The following is a 16,924-nucleotide window of genomic DNA, read 5'->3' on the forward strand; positions in this document are numbered from 1 at the left end:
CGTTCGTCGGACCAGGTGAACACCGGCTGACACCGTCATGAACCCTCGCAGGCGCCTTAGGGCACGTCTCTCAGTTCCCTAACCCAAGCAGTCGCGTACGGCGGCGATGAGGCGGTTGGCTCGCGCGTCGCCGTGACCGACCATGCGGTTGGCGACGTACGCGAATCCGACGCCGTACTCGTCGTCGCCGAAGGCGAACTGGCCGCCGGCGCCGTCGTTCCCGAAGCTGCGTGCACCCAGCATGGGCCGGAAGCTCGCGGAGTCGAGCAGATAGCCCGAGCCCCAGCGCGCGCCGGCGTCGAAACCGAGGAATCCCTGGCCCGACGACACCTCGCGCACCGCATCCGTCACAGTCTCCGCCGAGAGCAGGCGGTCGTGGCCGTCGATGCCCGTCACGGCCGCGGCGTACAGCCCGGCGAGACCGGTCGCCGACGCCACCGCACCGGCACCGGGAAGCTCCATCCCGAGCAGCGCCGGATCGTTCCAGCCGTGTGGGACGTCCAGACCGGGGAAGACGAGCGCGCCGTTCATCGTCACGATCCGGGTGAGGAGATGCTCCGGCCCCGGCATCGGCGGGCGGCCCTCAGCCTCCGCGAGCCGGGCCAGTGCCGGCAGTTCCGAGGTGGGCAGCCCGATCCACGCCCGCAGCCCGAGCGGATCTCCCGCGACCTGGCGGAAGTACGCACCTGGTCGCTGCCCGGTGATCCGCCGTACCACCTCGCCGAGGACGAAGCCGAACACATGGCCGTGATACTCGTACGACGTCCCCGGTTCCCAGAGCGGCTTCTGCTCCTCGATCGCCTCGATCACCGGAGTCCAGGCGGCGATCTCGTCGAAGGACAGCGTCTTGTCCAGGACCGGGATCCCGGCCCGGTGCCCCAGCACCATCCGCGAGGTGATCTTCTCCTTGCCTTCCGCAACGAACCCCGGCCAGTGCTGACCGATCGGTGCGTCCAGGTCGAGTCGTCCGTCCTGCGCGAGCAGGTGGACGCAGAGGCTCACGATCCCTTTGGCACAAGAGAAAACGGGGACAACGGTATCGCGATCCCACGGGCGTCCAGGAGCCGCCTCGCCGTCCCACAGCTCGACGACGGGCCGGCCGCCGACGTACACGGTGACGGCGGCTCCGAGCTCCGGGAAGGCGGTGAAGTTGTCTGCGAACACATCGGCGACCGCGCCGAAACCCTCGTCTGCCCAGCCGCTGTTCATGCCTCCAGCGTAGGTGCGGCCAGGCGGCGACTCGACTGATTTACGGCAGCACCCATTTCTGGTTGGGGGCGACATGGCAGGTGTAGATGATCAGCTTGGTGCCGTTGGCACTGGACGCACCGGTGGCGTCGAGGCACTGGCCGGAGCGAACGTTCAGCAGCGAGCCGTCCGGGCGAGGCAACCACTTCTGACCGGCACTGCCGTCGCAGGTCCACAGCACCGCCGCGGACCGGATCGTCGTACCGCGCGCGTCCAGGCACTTGCCGAGCGAGCGCACGGTCCGGTCCTCGTACTGCATCCACTGCTGGTTCGTGGCACTGTGGCAGGTGTAGAGGATGGTCGGCGTGCCGTTGTCCGTCCGCGCTTGGTAGATGTCGATGCACTTGCCGGCGATCCCGGTGATCGGCCCGCGGTCGCCGTACGCGCCGAACTCCGACAGCGCGTAATAGTTGCCCACCGCGGGGCGAGCGGTGGCGTTGATCCGCACGTACCGCGCGTAGATCGCCCCGAACACCACGTTGTCGGTACCGCCGTTCCCGACGGTGGTCGAGTAGACGGTCTTCCAGGTCTGCGCGTTGCCGGACACCTGGATCTGGTACGCCTTCGCGTACGCCGACGACCAGTTGAGCAGTACCTGGTTGACCACCTGGACCGAGCCGAGGTCGACCCGCAGCCACTGCGGGTCGCTGCGCTTGCTCGTCCAGGCCGTCGTCATGGACCCGTCGACCGCCTTCGATCCTTCCCGGCCGGCCGCGTAGACGCTGGACACCGCGACCGCCCGGCCGCGGGCGAGATTGCGCTTCGGCACGTACGTCGCCGTGTACGTCGCGGGCGTCGCCGGGGCGACGAAGTTGTGGTTGCGGGCGCCGTTGTCCGACCAGGAGGCGAACCGGTAGAGGTTGTTCGCCGACGACTGCAGGAGGCCCGCGGACAACGATCCGCTCGAGCCGACGATCGCCGTACCGGTCGACGGGGAGGCCGCGGTCTTGTTCAGGTAGGTCAGTTGCAGACCCGACGGCTGCGTGCCGAATGTGAGCTTCACCGTCTTCGGCTCCAGTTGCACGCTCTTGACGTCGGTCAGCCCGCCGGAGTCCTTCGCGGTCAGCCGCAGTTCCAGGTACGACGGATACTCGTGATCGGGCGCGGTGAACGTGCCACTGGCTCCGGTCATCGCCGTGATTTGGTGCGCATGGCAATCACTCGGGCAGTGATGCATGATCAGCGCCCACGTCAGCGCCGAGCCGGGAAGCGTGCCCTGCTCAGGATCTGTGGCAGTGCCGGCGAAACTGATGGTGTCGCCAACCTTCCAGGTCGTCGCCGGACCAGGTGACGTGATCAACGCCGTCGGTGCGGTGTTGGCGACGTTGATCTGGGTCGTCGCCGTACCGGTTCCGCCGTGGCTGTCGGTCACCTTCAGCCGGGCGATGGCGGCGCCGCTGGTGGTGTAGGTGCGCTGCACAGTTGGCGCGGTCGAGTCGTCGTACTGGCCGTCGTTGTCCAGATCCCAGGCGTACGTGAGGGCGTCGCCGTCGGCGTCGTTCGATGCCGTCCCGTCGAAGGTGACGGTCAGCGGTGTCGGTCCGCTGGACGGATCTGCGTCGATCACCGCGGTCGGCGGGTTGTTGGTCGCGCTGTATACGTAGCGCAGGACCCGGCCGTTGTCGTAGTCGACGGCGAACAGGTCGCCACCTGGACCGTTCTGCAGTCTGGTCGTCCCGTAGCCCGATGCGAAGTTGACGATGCGGCCGGGGTCCGGGAGGCCGTTGGCGCCGCGGAGCATCGCCCAGATGCACTGCCGGCTGTAGTCGGAGAAGAACAGGGCGCCGTCGTACTCCGGTGGGTAGTTGCCGTTCTCGTAGAAGGACATGCCGGAGAGCGACGAACTGCCGGTGCTGCAGGTCTCGCCTGTGACGATGTGCGAGGCGTGGTCGTAGGTGTAGTACGGCGTGGCGACCGCGGTCGTGCCGGCGGCGTACAGGTTCTCGCAGATGTTGAGGTTGAGGGCGTCGTAGGCGGCCGTGCGGCCCGGGCCCTCGTAGCAGGGCCAGCCGAAGTTCGTGACCTTCGCGGTGGGGCTGACGATGCGGTCGATCTCTTCCCACTTGGTCCAGCCGACGTCGCCGATCCAGAGCTCGTTGGTTCCTGGGCGGAAGTCGAATCGCATCGGGTTGCGCAGGCCGTGCGCGACGATGCGGCGAGTGTTCGGATCGGAGCTGCCCGCGGCCGGGTTGCCCGGTGCGGCGAGGCCGGTGTCCGGATCGATCCGGATGATGGAGCCGTCGAGGCTTGCGGGGTCGCCGCTGGTGCGTACGTCCTGGGCGCGCAGCGCACCGCCTTCAGCGGTTGGCGAGGTGAGCTTCGCACCGACGGGTGCCTGGCCGTCGCCACAGGGGTTGTCGGGTGTTTCGTCCGATGCCGGGAAGCCGTCCTGGCCGTAGTCGGCGTACCCGAAGCTGCCGCCGTCACCGCCACCGGCGTAGATCATGCCGTCGGGGCCGAACTCGATCGAGCCGATCGAGTGGCTGGGGAACACCTGGCACCAGTCCTCGACGAGCACCTGCTCGGCGCCGTTCGGGGTGACGGCCGACAACCGGGCGCTCGCCTGACATCCGTCGCTCGTCGGACCTGGTGGTGACGGGCACGGATCGTCTGTGGCGCCGGCGGTGCCCCATTTCGGTGTCGGTCCGCCGATCAGGCCGTCGTGCGTGTACAGCACGTAGATGCGTGGATCGGCGGGGAAGTCGGGGTGCAAGGCCATCCCGAGGAGGCCGCGGTCCCAGTAGTTGTAGACCTGGGTCCGCAGGTCGGCGAAGATCGACGGCGTCGGGTCGTCGAGCGAGTCGAACACCTTGATCAGGCCGCTCTTCTCCGCGACGAACACCCGCCCGTCCGGCGAGAACGCGACGTTCGTCGGGTTGCTCAGCCCGGTGAACACCACCTGCTCACTGAATCCACCCGGCACCGGCGCGGCGGCCGCTGACTCGGTCGTTGCCAATGGCACCAACAACAGCACACAGGCCGCAGCCACGCATCGGCGTAGCCCGGCGTAACGCCCCATCAAGCCCCCCAGGCCCACGTGTCCTCACCATCCCTCACAGCCCCCCGTGAGCACCGAAGTGACCGCCAGCATGAAGCCAAGAGCCCAGCCGCGCAATACCCCGTTTCAAACGCCTACTTGGCGTCAGTAACCGATCACTCCCGGCCGGTGAACTTGTCCGGCGTCAGCACCACGTCATCCGGCGCGAGCACCTTGTTCCTCTGGCGGAACCCAACCACCCCCATCCGTGCGACGCCCGCTTTACGCTCCTCCCTTGCATCTCCTGAGGTACGGGTGCCTGGATCAGCGCTCTGCCTCGCGCTGGACCTTCTTCTGGAGCTTCTTCTTGGGGAGGTCTGAGGTGCCGGGGATGCCTGCGTTGCTGGCCTGTTGAGCGAGTTGGTCGCGGGTGATATCGCCGGGCTGTTCGCCGAGGTGTTGCTTGCGGCTGGCAACGAACGCCTCGCCGAGCTCGCGGCGGCGCTTGTCCGACAGATTGGCTCGCATCCCGGGAAGGACCTTGCTCTCTTCCTCCTCGACGTGGTGCGACACCGCGTCGATCAGGTTCTGCAGCACCTTGTCGAAGTCGGCCGAGGCCGGATCGGTCGCGGCGAGCTTGGCGAGCAGTTGGTCTGCCTCGATGTGCTCCTGCTGACTGTGCGACACCTCCTCCTTCTCGCCGGCCTCCGACGCTGCGACCGGATAGACCTCCGCCTCCTCGGCCCGGCTGTGCGCGGTCAGCAAGGTCGTCAGTACCGGCAGAAGGTTCGGTCGCTTCTCCGGCTCGTCCTTCAGTTCGTCGAACAGCCGCTCGACCTCGCGGTGGTCCTGCATGATCAGATCGACAACGTCCACAGCCATCTGTGTGTCCTCTCGCCTCGTTGGTGGCGAGGCCGGTACCCAGGCCAAGCCGGCATATGCAAGGCATGGAGTCGGGTACTGAGGGGGTATGCGACTTCGGCGGAGCCATCCTGACGAGCCGGGCCTCGCGCGCCGGCGGCGTGGGCGTGGGTTCAGCTATCTGGATGCCGAGGGCAAGGTTCTCAAGGACACCGATGTGGTCGAACGCATCCGGACGCTCGCGATCCCGCCTGCCTGGAAAGACGTGTGGATCTGCCCGTACCCGAACGGCCACATCCAGGCGATGGGCACGGACGACGCCGGCAGGCGGCAGTACCTGTACCACGACGACTGGCGCTCGGCCCAGGACGAGGACAAGCACGATCGCGTACGCCGGTTGGCGCGCAAGCTGCCGGCCTTCCGTGAGGCGGTCGACGCGGACCTGTGCAAGCGCGGTCTCGACCGGCGTCGAGTGCTGGCCGTGGCGCTGCGAATGCTCGACTACGGTGTCTTCCGGACCGGCAACACGCAGTACGCCGAGGAGCACGGCAGTCGTGGTGCGGCGACGTTGCTGCGCAACGATGTCCGGGTCAGCGAGGGCAAGGTCGTGTTCGACTTCGTCGCGAAGGGTGGGCAGCGGCGGACCATCGACTTGGACGACGATCGGCTGGTGACCGCAGTACGGTCGCTGAAACGTGGCCGGCACAAGAATCCACGTCTACTGATGTATCGCGACGACGACGGCTACCACGAGATCGACGCGGGCATGATCAACGAGCGTTTTCAGGAACTGGTCGGTGAGGACTACACGGTCAAGGATCTCCGGACGTGGACCGCCACCGTGCACGCCGCGGTGGACCTCGCCGAGGCGGACCCGCCGACGACGAAGAAGGCCCTGAACGCGGCGGTCAAGGAGATGCTCGAGGAGGTGTCCGATCACCTCGGCAACACCCCGACTGTCGCCCGTACGTCGTACGTCGATCCGCGCGTCGTCGAGCAGTACGAGCACGGCCACACCATCACCGACGCCGTCGACCGCGCCGGCACCGACCTCGACGACGACAAGACCCGCGCCACCCTTGAACGCTCCGTCAACCGCCTCCTGGACCAGGACACCCGATCGTAAGACGGCCGTGGTGCTCCGCGCCGAGCACCGAACCCCAGTGCCAGGACGAGACCCGGCTCTCGAGCTTGGCTGCACTCGGCCTGGCCGGTGCTGCTCGACGCGAAGCGGTATGACTGCCCTGTACCCGCGGCGAAACGCGGAATGTCCGGCGTACATGCGTCGGTTCGGCGGGGGTACCGATGGGCGGTGAAGCGAGCAGGGGAAGTGATTGCGGGCCGGTACCGGATCGTGGGGGCGATCGGTCGCGGTGGGATGGGGGAGGTCTACCGGGCGACGGATCAGGCGCTGGGGCGGGACGTGGCGGTCAAGCTGATGCTGCCGGTTCCGGGGACGCTCGCGGCGTCGGAGAGGTTCCTGCGGGAGGCGCGTGCTACCGCGCGGATCCGTCATCCACATGTCGTCACGGCGTACGACTTCGGTGACCATGACGGCTGCTGCTACCTGGCGATGGAGCTGGTCAGCGGTCGTACGGTCGGCGACGAGCTCAGGCGCGAGGGCCTGTTCGCACCGGATCGCGCCGTACACGTGGTCAGGCAGGCTGCGGCTGGGCTGGCAGAGGCTCACCGGCTGGGCATCGTCCACCGCGATATCAAGCCAGGCAATCTGTTGCTGGCCGATGACGAGACCGTGAAGGTCGCCGACTTCGGCATCGTCCGATTTCTCGAGGACTGCACCACGACTCTGACCTCGACCGGGCAGATCGTCGGCACGAGTCACTTCCTCGCCCCGGAACGCGCATTGGGTCGTCCGGCGGAGCCGCCGTCCGATGTCTACGCGCTCGGCTGTGTGCTGTATCAGTTGGTCACCGGCCATCCGCCGTTCCTCGCCGACGAGCCGGCGTCGATCATGTTCCAGCACGTGCAGCGCGAACCGGTGCCGCCGAGCGAACTCCGGCCTGAACTGGCCGGCGATGTCGAAGCGCTGCTTCTCTGGATGCTCACCAAGGACCCGGTGCAACGACCGACCGCGGCCGAGCTCGCGGACGGCGTCCAGCCACCGGTCGAAGCGGACGCCGGAGTTCTGCCGGTACGCCGGACGGCCGCGAGGCCGGTGCGCGCCGGGGTTGTCGCAGGATTGGCGTTGGTGCTGTCGGCAACTCTCGGCATCGTCTTCGCCACAAGGGATGTGAAGCTCCCGACGACGAATCAGCTGTCCCCGAGCGACAGCCGTATCACCCCACCACCCGTCGTACCCACGACGTCTTCACCACCGAGCCCGGCCGCGATCCAGACTGTCACCCAGACGACGCTCGTGCCGTTGCCGCAGTCGGATCCGAGCAAGCCGAAGCCGCCGGACCCCGGACCGGCTGATCGCCCGAAGGACGACAAGCCGGGTCAGGACAAGCCGAAGAAGCCGAAGCCCTGAGCAGACCTCGCCGTTTTGTGCTGATCGGCATGGGTACCGCGTTCTCTGTCGTAACTGTCCGAACGGGGAGCTCGTAAGGAGGATCCCATGGGGATCGGCGTATCGGTGTTCCTGCTCGCAGTCGGCGGAGTGCTTGCGTTCGCAGTGTCCGATCGGGTCAGTGGAGTTGACCTGACCGTGGTCGGGTATGTGCTGATGGGCGCCGGAGCGATCGGCCTGGCGGTCGCTCTCGTGCTGGCGAACCAGCGCAGCAGAACAACCCACACGACCGTCCAGGAGCGCCGCGACCTGCGCGACTACTGATGCGCCTGGGCGTACGTCGTACTCCGATGGCACGGTCGTGGAGACCCAGCCCGCAGTTCTGGCCGCACTCCACCGACCGTGCCATGGGCGCATGGGGTACCCGCGTCCTGTTCATCCATGCATGCGATGGGGTACTGGATCTGCGTAGGTAATGACCGTGGTCCGGAGGTGGGCTACGCCGTGACTCACGTCGCGAGGTCAGGTTCATGGTTCCCACCCAATCCGCCACGGTCGGCCCGGTCCGCAAGGACTGTTCGACTCCCGAGGACAGAGCCCGCCGCGAGGCGGCAACCTGGGCGTTGTTCGAAGCCAGAGAGCGCAGTACAGACGAGAACGAGCGGCAGCGGCTGCTCGAAGAGATCGTCGAGTTGAACATCGAGATCGCCCGCGGGATCGGGCGGCGGTTCCGCGGCCGCGGCGCGGAGGACGAGGACCTCGAACAGGTCGCGTACCTCGGTCTGCTGAAGGCCGTGCACAACTTCCGGCTCGACCACGCTACGCCGTTCATCGGGTTCGCCATCCCGACGATCCGCGGCGAGGTCAAGCGGTATTTCCGCGACTGTTCCTGGACCGTCCGCATCCCACGCCGGATGCAGGAACTCCAGGGCATGATCGCGGCCGCGGTGCCGCTGCTCGAGCAGGAACTCAACCGGGAACCCACGCTCGCGGAGATCGCGGACCGGATCGGCGTCGAGGTCACCGAGGTGAACGGGGCCGAGGCCGCGCGAGGATGCTTCAACGTGCTGTCGCTCGATCGCCCCGCCACGGAGTCGGAGTCCCCGTTGGGCGAGACCGTGGCCGACGACAGAGACCGTCGGTACTTCGATCAGCTCGAAGCCGTCGACATGCTCGGTCCGGTCGTCGACGACCTGGACCCGCGCGATCGGCGGATCCTGGAGTTGCGGTTCGTGGAGGGGTGGACGCAGTCGGACATCGGCGACGACATCGGTGTGAGCCAGATGCAGATCTCCCGGCTGCTGAACAGGATCCTCAGGGATCTCCGCAGGAAGCTCGAGCCACTGCCGACCGCCGCGTGAGGGCGGCCAGTCCCGGTTAGTCCCGGTCAGTGCCAGAAGTGCAGGGGCATCGGGCACTGCGGTTCGGTGGCGACATCGTCGAGGTCGTACGCCACCAGCGGGCAGCGCCGGCAGTACAGGAGTCCGTCGTCGGGATTGGTGAACAGCTCGTGACCGTGTGTGTCGCCCGCGACCGGGCAGGAGGTGTTCTCGATCTCCAGCCGGTCCACGAAGTGGGCGCCGCAGCGGATGCAGACCGACCCCGCGCTGAGACGTGCCAAGGTCGTCACCCGCGACACAGCCACGACCCGATGGCCGTTGATCTCAACGACGGATTCGTTCACGGTCCTCTTCCCGAAAACGCGGACAGATCTTCGGTGCCCCCCGCAAGGATTTCTACGCCTCCTACTCTGCGCCAGGTGGTGGCGTGTCTGTCGGCTGCGCGCTCGGTGAGTTGGTCTCGGGTGGCGGTGTGGTCGAGGGGGATGTCGGCGTCGACTCAGTGGGTTCGCTGGTGGTCTTGGTCTGGGTGGGCTCGGTTGGTGACGGCGTGTCCGACGGAGTGGTCGAGGGAGTCTCGGACGGGGTGGGTGACGGTGAAGGGCTTTGCGTGGGCTGAGTCTTCGTGGTCTGGTTCTGCTGATTCTCCGTTGCGGACCGCGATGGGTCGGTCGTGGTTGGGTTCGACCTCGCCGTACTGGGGGTCGGTTGCGGCCCGACATCGGTCGTCGGGGGCGGCGTGTCATTGCCGTTGAGGATGAAGCCGGCCATGACCGCGGCTGCCGTCGCGAGGACCGCGATCAGTCCGATCAGCAGGGCGTTCCGCCGTCTCTGGTTGTCGGGCGGCGGTTGCAGGGGCTCAAGTGGGCTGGTCGTGTCTGGCCCTGCGGGCGAGGCCGCGGCCGCACCAAGGGACGCCGTACGGAGATAACCGGCCGCGACCTCCTCGGCGGACGGACGGTCAGCGGGATCCTTGGAGAGCATCCCGAGCAGGCCGATCTCGAACGAGCCGCCGAGTTCGGGGCGAATCAGACTCGGCTGACCAGGTGAAGCGTCGACGTGCTGGTAGAGGATCGCCGTCGGATGGTCCGCCGTGAACGGCGGCCGACCAGTGACCAACTGGTAGAGCACGCAACCCAGCGCGTAGACGTCCGCCGGCTTACCGGACCGCTCGCCACGCGCCCGTTCCGGCGCGAGGTAATGGACGCTGCCGATGATCTGGCCTGTCCCCGTCAGCGTGGTCGCCCCTTCTTCGGGGACGTGAGCTATACCGAAGTCGGCGACCTTGACGGTCCCCTCAGTCGTCAGCAACAGGTTGCTCGGCTTCACATCACGATGTACGACGTCCTGCTGATGTGCCGCCGCCAGCCCCGCGGCGCTCTGCTCGATGAGGTCGATCGCCCGGTCCTTCGGCAGCGGCCCCTGCGCGGCGAGCTCGTCCGCCACGGACCCGCCCTCGACCAGCTCCATCGCCAGGAAGAAACCGTCGCCGTGGTTGCCGAAGTCGTACACCGCGACCACGTGCGGATCGTTCAGCCTCGCAGCGGCTCGCGCCTCACGGTGGAAGCGCTCGGCAGCGCGCGGGTCCTTGTCGGACGGCAGCAGCAACTTGACCGCGACCGGACGCCCCAACTGCTCATCCGTGCCACGGAACACCTCGCCCATCCCACCCCGGCCGATGGAGGGGCCCAACCTGTACCGCTCCGCTACCAACATCCTGACACCCGTACCCACCCCTACCGTCACCGAACCACTACGCACCGCCCAGCCTAGCTAGTGCCGCGGCAACGCTCTTCGGCTGGGAACGGGCTGCTCCGGCTGCCGAAGCGTCATGGGCACGTATTGCTGGCAGCCAATCCGTGGTAACTCTCCGCGTACGGAGGTGAGGATGTCCGGAAGGCTTTGCTGGAATGTGAGATGGCGGCTCGTCGCCGGTCAGTGGCCGGTGTTCGCGGCTTGGCGGAGTTGGTGGAGGACGACTGGGTCGAGCTTGCCGGGGACTAGCCGCTCTTCGTAGTTCTCCACGCTGGCCCAGGTTTCGAGGGCGTCAGTCGTGGTGTAGCCGAGCGTTTCGAGGAGGGTGGCTACTTCGGTGGCCAGGGCGCCTTCGAGGGGCAGGAGGCTTGCTGGGTCGGGTTTGCCGAAGTAGAGCTCGTGGAGGTCCAGGAGGCGGGCCAGTTCGTCGACTGGGGTTGGGTGGTCGTCGACTCGGAGGTCGATGGCGATGTCGAGCGCACCGCCGTACGCCGCTCCCTCGCGCCACACGCGCAGTGCTGCGCTTTGGCGGCCGCGGCGGTCACCGCCGGCCCGGTCGCCGGCTGTCAGCGCGGCGAGCAACCGCCGCTCGAAGGGGTCTCCGGCGGTGCTCTGCCACGTCTCGGCCATGGCCGCCACGACCTGTGGACCCACGAGGATGTTGCCCTGGACCGCGAAGCCGTCGCCGGCCATGCCACCCGCCCAGTCCAGGCACGAGTCGCCGGTGAACGTTGCTCCCCGCCCCTGGCTGTCGACCACTCCGACCTGACGGTGCTCACGCTCGTCGTCGCGACCGGTCAACTGCGCGATCACCTGCTCAGCAGTGTTGCCCTCAGCAAGTAGCTCGAGGCCGTCCGGCCCGAACGAAAGCTCAGCCATCGCCTGCGTAGCAACCGCCCCGGCCCCGGCCCGCCCCCAAGGCACCACCGCCCCCACCGCCAGAAACTTCGACGCAACCGCAATCCCCCAAGACCCCGACCCCGAATCAAACCCCACAACCGAAAACGTCATCCCACTCCTCCACTCAGCCCCGGCTGATCGACAAGAACCGCCCGGTGCGAACATCCATCGTGTAGGTCTTGGGTCCCGGCAGATCACCAAACTGCTTCACAACTGCATTGGACAGCCCTCCGGCCGACGCAATCGACAGCACCTCGCCAGTCCGCACGTCCATGACGACGGTGTGCCCCGGCCCATCCGGCAACCCCGGAACAGGCTGGATCGGTGTACCCTCCGCAGCCACCAGTTGCGTCGTCGCACACAAGGCCGCTCCAAGACTCACAACAACGGCCAACCGCTTCTTCAAACCCATACGAATCACCCATCCCCAGGAAGTCAGCGCAGCTTACGCCGCCTGTCATGCGAGTTTGGCGGTGGAGTGGAGGGCTAGGCAGTCTTGGGGGGCGATGTCGGCTTTGAACCAGCCTGCTGAGTCGACTGTGTACGTCGGTCCTGCGCACTGGCCTGCGGAATAGTCGCCGTGGAAGACGTCGCAGTACACGCCGGCCGGCAGACTGGTGTGGAAGCTGCGGCCGGTGAGCGCTGAGCCTTCGTCGTTTAGGATCAGATAGCCCTTGTCGCCACGCCCGAACGCGATCGCGTCGTTGCCGTTGTCCCACCAATCGGTCACCGAGGTACCCCGAACATTGTTGTGGAAGGCAACCATATTGGCGATCACCCGCCATTCGTGTTCGCACCGCCACCCGTTGCTGAAACAGGTGGTGTCGGTCGTGCGCCCATCGCCGGCCGACGGCGGGCCCTGGTCGTTGGAGCTGTACTCGTAGCTCGACATCACCTTCGGCGTCCCGTACGTCCAGGCCAGCATGAACGCGTTCGCCATCGCATAGCGCCCGTTGTCCCGGAACGTCAGAACTCCGCCGCCGCGCTGCGTGTCGTGGTTGTCGGTGAACACCACCGCCTGATCCGACGGCAGCGGCGAGGCGAACGTTCGCAGGTACGCGAGCCTCTCGGTGTTGAAGATCTTCGCGAGATCCTTGCCGTAGCGGAACTCGAGCACGTCCCCGTTGCCGACGTACTCGTCCGGCGTGATCGGTTCACCCGCCCCGTAGATGACCTCTTGATACAGGTACGCCGAACGCGACAGCCGGGCCTTGATCGCGGCGATGTCACCGGCCGGCATGTGCTTGGAGGCATCCAGCCGGAAACCGTCGACGCCGATCGCGAGCAGATCGTTCAGGTACGCCGCGATCCGCCCGCGCACGTAGTCGGTCTCGGTCGCCAGGTCGGCCAGGTCGACGAGCTCGCAGTTCTGCACCTCGTAGCGGTCGCCGTAGTTGACGATGTCGTCGTTCCCGTTCCGCCCGCAATGATGGAAGTCCTGGGTCTGGTACGTGCCCGGGTAGTCGTAGTGGCTGTACGACGATCCCGCGCTGCCCACCCCACCTGACGAGCCGCCGGTCAAATGGTTGATCACGGCATCGACGTACACCTTCAGACCGGCCGCGTGGCAACTGTTCACCATCGCGATGAACTCACTGCGCGTGCCACGTCGTGTGTTGTCGAGCTTGTAGCTCACTGGTTGATAGTCCTGCCACCACGGATATCCGGCGCCCGGGAGTACGACGTGCTCTTGCGGCGGGGAGACCTGGACCGCGCCGTACTCCTTCGGCCCGAGCACTTGGCCGCATTCTTGCCCAACTGACTTCCAGTTCCACTCGAAGAGCTGGACGATGACGTCGCGTTGCCCGGGCGGACCTCCCTCGGCGGTCTGCGCACCGAAGGGCAGCAGGCAGAGGCAGATGGCGAGGATCAGCGTTTTCCGGATCATCCCGAGTCCCTTCACCGGCTGAGGCCCATCGAACCATCCCCTTCCGACAAAGTCCGGACGGGCAGCGTGTCGGACCGATCCGCGACGCGATCCACCCCGAACACCTCGGGAGGCCTGGGGGACTGGACTGCGACCGCGGAGGGATCGGGATCATGCGAGTGCCCAAGCTCATCAAGGCACGCCAACGACGACGCCACGGACGGCATCGCCGCGGTCGGCCGGCGGCTCAGGGCCGCTGGCAGTTGGCGGGTGCGGGCGCCGCGGTGATCACTCTCGCTGCATTGGCGGCGGCGTCGCTGCCAAGTAGTCCAATGACCGGTTCGTACGACGACACCGCCGCCGGGCTTGTGGACTCACCAGCGGCCGATCCGTTCATCGAGGACGAGACGCTGGCCGAGTTCGTCGCTCCGGAGCAGTTGGCCGCGGTACCCGTAGGTCCCGGTCGAGTGGCGAAACCTGTGCAGATGGTGCTGTCGGGTGCACCGGTGATCAAGACGCTCGGCGAGAGCGGGATCCCCGAGGTCGCCGTACGGGCGTACAAGCAGGCGGAAGCGCGGTTGGCAGCCAGTGATCCAGGCTGCGGAGTGCCGTGGACGCTGCTCGCCGCGATCGGACGGGTGGAGTCCAACCACGGTCGGTTCGGCGGCGCCCAGCTGCGCGACGACGGCTCGGCGACCCGGCGAATCCGCGGGATCCCGCTGGACGGCCGGCCCAACGTGGCGGTGATCCGCGACAGCGACAACGGTGCGCTCGACGGCGACACCGTGTACGACCGCGCGGTCGGACCGATGCAGTTCATCCCGTCGACGTGGCGTTCCGTGAACGCGGACGGCAACGGCGACGGTGTCGGCGACCCGAACAACATGTTCGACGCCGCACTGGGCGCTGCGCAGTACCTCTGCACAGGTTCGTCGAACCTCCGCAACCCAGCCGGGGCCGCTCAGGCCGTACGCCGCTACAACAACGCGGACTCGTACGTCCGGGTCGTACTCGAGCTTGCCCGGATGTACCAGTCCGGCCGAGTCGTCGGTCTGCCCTCGACCGGCGAACTGCTCCCGAACGAGCCCGTCGACCCGCCGCCTCTGCGCCCTTGGCCAGCTGGTCCGTCGCCAGTACTCCGGCCTTGGCCCGCCGGCCCGTCGCCGGACGTCACGGCGCCCGCTCCACCACGCACGACGGCTCCACCACGGACGACGGCTCCGCCGCCGAAGCTGGCCGCGCCCGCGCCGGTGAAACCCGTCGTACCCAAACCGCCCACCACCTCGGAGCCTCCTGTCGCGCAACCACCACGACCGGCAACGCGCCCGACCCCGGCCGACCCTCGGCCGACGCAGACGCGCCCCTCCGAGCCCAAGCCGTCAACCAGCCCGTCCGCGCCGGACACGACGCGACCGTCCGCACCGAAGCCGACCGACCCCCAACCCTCCGAGCCCAAGCCGAATCAGTCATCCGAGCCCGTTCCCTCGGAACCGAAGCCGTCCGAGCCGAAGCCGTCCGCTCCGAAGCCGTCCGAGCCGAAGCCGTCGGAGTCCGACTCGCCAACACCATCCGCCGAACCCACGCCGGCGCGTCAGCCGACCACGGCCGCAGTCGGCTGGGCCCCAGCAATGCGCCAGGTAGTCGGCCGAACCCTGACCCGACCCACCTGCCCCCAAACCACCACACCCAAAACCGCCACACCCGAACAGGCACAACCCTCCAAGACCTGCCCCGACGCATCCGCGGCTCCTGACGACAAGAACCGTGACGACAAGAACCGTGGCGACAACAACCGAAGCGACAAGGCCCGGGGCGACAACGACCGGGACGACAAGAAACGGGACCGGTGCACATCGCAGAACGTGTGCAAGGCCCCGGGATCCCCACGCACGCCGGCCAGGTCCGCACACTGACCGACCACGCTCCGGAGTGCACCGTCGTACAAGAGCTGGGCACGCAACGCCAAAGACTCGACCGGGCCGGTTGACGAGACTGCTGACATCAGTTCCGACAACCGTCTCGGGAGAGTCATGAACACGGGAAACCTCCGCCGGCTGACCATCGGTGCCACCGCGCTGCTCGCCGTACCGGCGTTGCTCACGGCAACGGCTCCGGTGGCCTCGGCACATTACAACTACGCGTACCAGGGCAAGGACTTCATCTCCGTGAGCGATACGCACACCAGTGGCAGCGTCTGCGACCGAGAGGTCGACGGCAACGCTGTCTACGCGATGTGGACGCAGGGTCCCAACCGCAAGCCCGTCGTCGAGTGGGACGGCGGCGACCGTGGGTGCGACAGAGCGCAGTTCCCGGTCGGCGCCATCTACATGAAGCTCTGCGAGAACACGAACCACGGCACCGGCCCAGACACCTGCACCGACTGGATCCGCGTCTGACACGTCGGGAGGCGCGGCTAGTGCCGAGCCGGGGGAGGGGCCGTCGGATGGTCAGTGGCGCTTCCGGCGGTCCGCCTTCGACTGCGCACGACGGCGCTTCCGCTCGTTGCGAGCGCGGTCTTCCTCAGCGTGACTAGGAGCGTTGCTCTTCGTAGCCGCGGTACTCCCGCGAGCCTTGACCTGCGCATTCCGGATCAGAACCACGACCACGCAAAGGATCGCCAGCCCGGCGAACATGAATACGTACCACATGCTGATCCCTCCCGCTCCCAGCCGATTCTCGGCGGCTTGACCGGTCCGCGCCTCATCCCTCATGGGTGACAACCGGACCGGCATAGGGTCAGCTCGACGCGGCAGTTCATGACGGAGGATCGGCGGCAGAACGTGGACAATGGCACCCGAAGTGAGCTCCTCAGCCACCTGGCCGACGCGGTCGGATCCGTCGCGAACGCGCACCCGACGCGCGTCGCCGTCGACGGACCGCCGGCCGCCGGCAAGACCACGCTGGCCGACGAGCTGGCCGTCGTACTGCGCGCGCAGGGCCGCGAGGTCATCCGCGCGACGATCGAAGACTTCCTGACCCCGCGATCACAACGCTATCGGCGCGGCGAGGACTCCGCCGAAGGCTGCTATCACGACAGCTTCGACTTCGACGCGCTGCACGGCGTACTGCTCGATCCGCTGGGCCCGGGCGGAGACCGACGGTTCCACCAAGCGGTCTACAACAAGGTCACCGACACCCCAGTGTCCGAGCCGATCATGACTGCGCCTGCCGACGCCGTACTGCTCTTCGACGGCGTCTTCCTCATGCGCCCGGAGCTGATCGACCGGTGGGACCTGCGCATCTTCGTGTCCGCCCCGTTCGAGAACACGCTGGATCGCGCCCGGATCCGAGACCAGACCTCGTCGAGATCCGCCACCGAGGTCGAGCGCCGCTATCGCAGCCGGTACATGCCGTCCCAGCAGTTCTACTTCGACACGGTCCGCCCGACCGACCACGCCGACATCGTCGTCCACAACGACGACCCCCACCGCCCAGCCTGGGAAGCGGGACGATGAAGGGTGCCTTCAGTACAGGTGCGGCCAGGCTCCGGTAGAGCACCGGAGCCT

General features: G+C 67.3%; 15 protein-coding genes. 7 read left to right on the top strand and 8 right to left on the bottom strand.

From position 1 onward, the window contains the following. Positions 1-78: 78 nt before the first annotated feature. The 3 genes from AB0I34_RS33200 to AB0I34_RS33210 all read right to left on the bottom strand — a co-directional run bounded on the left by AB0I34_RS33200 (position 79) and on the right by AB0I34_RS33210 (position 5,107). Entirely contained in the window at positions 79-1,209 is a 1,131-nt protein-coding gene (locus tag AB0I34_RS33200) for a serine hydrolase domain-containing protein (RefSeq protein WP_360452762.1), read from the bottom strand. Between the two features lie 40 nt (positions 1,210-1,249). After that, positions 1,250-4,210: a ricin-type beta-trefoil lectin domain protein gene (locus AB0I34_RS33205; protein WP_360452764.1), complete on the bottom strand. Its 2,961-nt coding sequence runs from the start codon at positions 4,208-4,210 to the stop codon at positions 1,250-1,252. 339 nt (positions 4,211-4,549) lie between these two features. After that, positions 4,550-5,107, bottom strand: a complete 558-nt coding sequence (locus AB0I34_RS33210) for a hemerythrin domain-containing protein (RefSeq protein ID WP_360452766.1) — start codon at positions 5,105-5,107, stop codon at positions 4,550-4,552. Positions 5,108-5,195: 88 nt separating this feature from the next. Between AB0I34_RS33210 and AB0I34_RS33215 the strand changes: the two genes are divergently transcribed. From AB0I34_RS33215 to AB0I34_RS33230, 4 genes are all read left to right on the top strand, one after another. Continuing rightward, positions 5,196-6,212, top strand: a complete 1,017-nt coding sequence (locus AB0I34_RS33215) for a DNA topoisomerase IB (RefSeq protein ID WP_360452768.1) — start codon at positions 5,196-5,198, stop codon at positions 6,210-6,212. Between the two features lie 186 nt (positions 6,213-6,398). Then, on the top strand, positions 6,399-7,577 hold the full coding sequence (locus tag AB0I34_RS33220) for a serine/threonine-protein kinase (protein ID WP_360452770.1): 1,179 nt from the start codon (positions 6,399-6,401) through the stop codon (positions 7,575-7,577). Positions 7,578-7,664: 87 nt separating this feature from the next. Further along, a complete protein-coding gene (locus AB0I34_RS33225; RefSeq protein ID WP_360452772.1) occupies positions 7,665-7,880 on the top strand; it encodes a DUF6458 family protein in 216 nt (71 codons plus the stop codon). A 206-nt stretch (positions 7,881-8,086) separates the two neighbouring features. After that, the gene (locus AB0I34_RS33230; protein WP_360452774.1) at positions 8,087-8,917 is read left to right on the top strand and encodes a sigma-70 family RNA polymerase sigma factor; all 831 of its coding nucleotides are present in this window, start codon (positions 8,087-8,089) and stop codon (positions 8,915-8,917) included. Positions 8,918-8,943: 26 nt separating this feature from the next. Here AB0I34_RS33230 and AB0I34_RS33235 read toward each other — a convergent pair whose 3' ends face one another. The 5 genes from AB0I34_RS33235 to AB0I34_RS33255 form a co-directional block, all read right to left on the bottom strand. Beyond that, positions 8,944-9,240: a hypothetical protein gene (locus tag AB0I34_RS33235; protein ID WP_360452776.1), complete on the bottom strand. Its 297-nt coding sequence runs from the start codon at positions 9,238-9,240 to the stop codon at positions 8,944-8,946. Positions 9,241-9,301: 61 nt separating this feature from the next. Beyond that, positions 9,302-10,612 carry a protein kinase gene (locus tag AB0I34_RS33240; RefSeq protein WP_360452778.1) on the bottom strand — a complete coding sequence of 437 codons (1,311 nt, stop codon included), beginning with the start codon at positions 10,610-10,612 and terminating at the stop codon, positions 9,302-9,304. 219 nt (positions 10,613-10,831) lie between these two features. Further along, entirely contained in the window at positions 10,832-11,716 is an 885-nt protein-coding gene (locus tag AB0I34_RS33245) for a DUF1028 domain-containing protein (RefSeq protein ID WP_360452780.1), read from the bottom strand. After that, a complete protein-coding gene (locus AB0I34_RS33250; RefSeq protein ID WP_360452782.1) occupies positions 11,676-11,963 on the bottom strand; it encodes a hypothetical protein in 288 nt (95 codons plus the stop codon). Before AB0I34_RS33250 ends, AB0I34_RS33245 begins: the two co-directional genes overlap by 41 nt. Before the next feature lie 45 nt (positions 11,964-12,008). After that, positions 12,009-13,439, bottom strand: a complete 1,431-nt coding sequence (locus AB0I34_RS33255) for an alpha-amylase family protein (RefSeq protein WP_360452784.1) — start codon at positions 13,437-13,439, stop codon at positions 12,009-12,011. Between the two features lie 152 nt (positions 13,440-13,591). Here AB0I34_RS33255 and AB0I34_RS33260 point away from each other — a divergent pair, with 152 nt between their 5' ends. From AB0I34_RS33260 to AB0I34_RS33270, 3 genes are all read left to right on the top strand, one after another. Next, a complete protein-coding gene (locus AB0I34_RS33260) occupies positions 13,592-15,331 on the top strand; it encodes a hypothetical protein (RefSeq protein WP_360452786.1) in 1,740 nt (579 codons plus the stop codon). A 117-nt stretch (positions 15,332-15,448) separates the two neighbouring features. Continuing rightward, positions 15,449-15,814, top strand: a complete 366-nt coding sequence (locus tag AB0I34_RS33265) for a hypothetical protein (RefSeq protein ID WP_360452788.1) — start codon at positions 15,449-15,451, stop codon at positions 15,812-15,814. A 360-nt stretch (positions 15,815-16,174) separates the two neighbouring features. Next, entirely contained in the window at positions 16,175-16,873 is a 699-nt protein-coding gene (locus tag AB0I34_RS33270; RefSeq protein WP_360452790.1) for a cytidylate kinase family protein, read from the top strand. The last annotated feature ends 51 nt before the right edge of the window (positions 16,874-16,924 follow it).

It is taken from the genome of Kribbella sp. NPDC050281 (assembly GCF_040655855.1).
Lineage (GTDB): Bacteria > Actinomycetota > Actinomycetes > Propionibacteriales > Kribbellaceae > Kribbella.

Bases quoted from the DNA above. Each gene is read 5' to 3' on its own strand.
- AB0I34_RS33260 (WP_360452786.1), top strand. From the start codon at position 13,592: ATGCGAGTGCCCAAGCTCATCAAGGCACGCCAACGACGACGCCACGGA.
- AB0I34_RS33215 (WP_360452768.1), top strand. From the start codon at position 5,196: ATGCGACTTCGGCGGAGCCATCCTGACGAGCCGGGCCTCGCGCGCCGG.
- AB0I34_RS33240 (WP_360452778.1), bottom strand. From the start codon at position 10,612: ATGTTGGTAGCGGAGCGGTACAGGTTGGGCCCCTCCATCGGCCGGGGT.
- AB0I34_RS33250 (WP_360452782.1), bottom strand. From the start codon at position 11,963: ATGGGTTTGAAGAAGCGGTTGGCCGTTGTTGTGAGTCTTGGAGCGGCC.
- AB0I34_RS33230 (WP_360452774.1), top strand. From the start codon at position 8,087: ATGGTTCCCACCCAATCCGCCACGGTCGGCCCGGTCCGCAAGGACTGT.
- AB0I34_RS33265 (WP_360452788.1), top strand. From the start codon at position 15,449: ATGAACACGGGAAACCTCCGCCGGCTGACCATCGGTGCCACCGCGCTG.
- AB0I34_RS33210 (WP_360452766.1), bottom strand. From the start codon at position 5,107: ATGGCTGTGGACGTTGTCGATCTGATCATGCAGGACCACCGCGAGGTC.
- AB0I34_RS33225 (WP_360452772.1), top strand. From the start codon at position 7,665: ATGGGGATCGGCGTATCGGTGTTCCTGCTCGCAGTCGGCGGAGTGCTT.
- AB0I34_RS33270 (WP_360452790.1), top strand. From the start codon at position 16,175: ATGACGGAGGATCGGCGGCAGAACGTGGACAATGGCACCCGAAGTGAG.
- AB0I34_RS33200 (WP_360452762.1), bottom strand. From the start codon at position 1,209: ATGAACAGCGGCTGGGCAGACGAGGGTTTCGGCGCGGTCGCCGATGTG.
- AB0I34_RS33255 (WP_360452784.1), bottom strand. From the start codon at position 13,439: ATGATCCGGAAAACGCTGATCCTCGCCATCTGCCTCTGCCTGCTGCCC.
- AB0I34_RS33245 (WP_360452780.1), bottom strand. From the start codon at position 11,716: ATGTTCGCACCGGGCGGTTCTTGTCGATCAGCCGGGGCTGAGTGGAGG.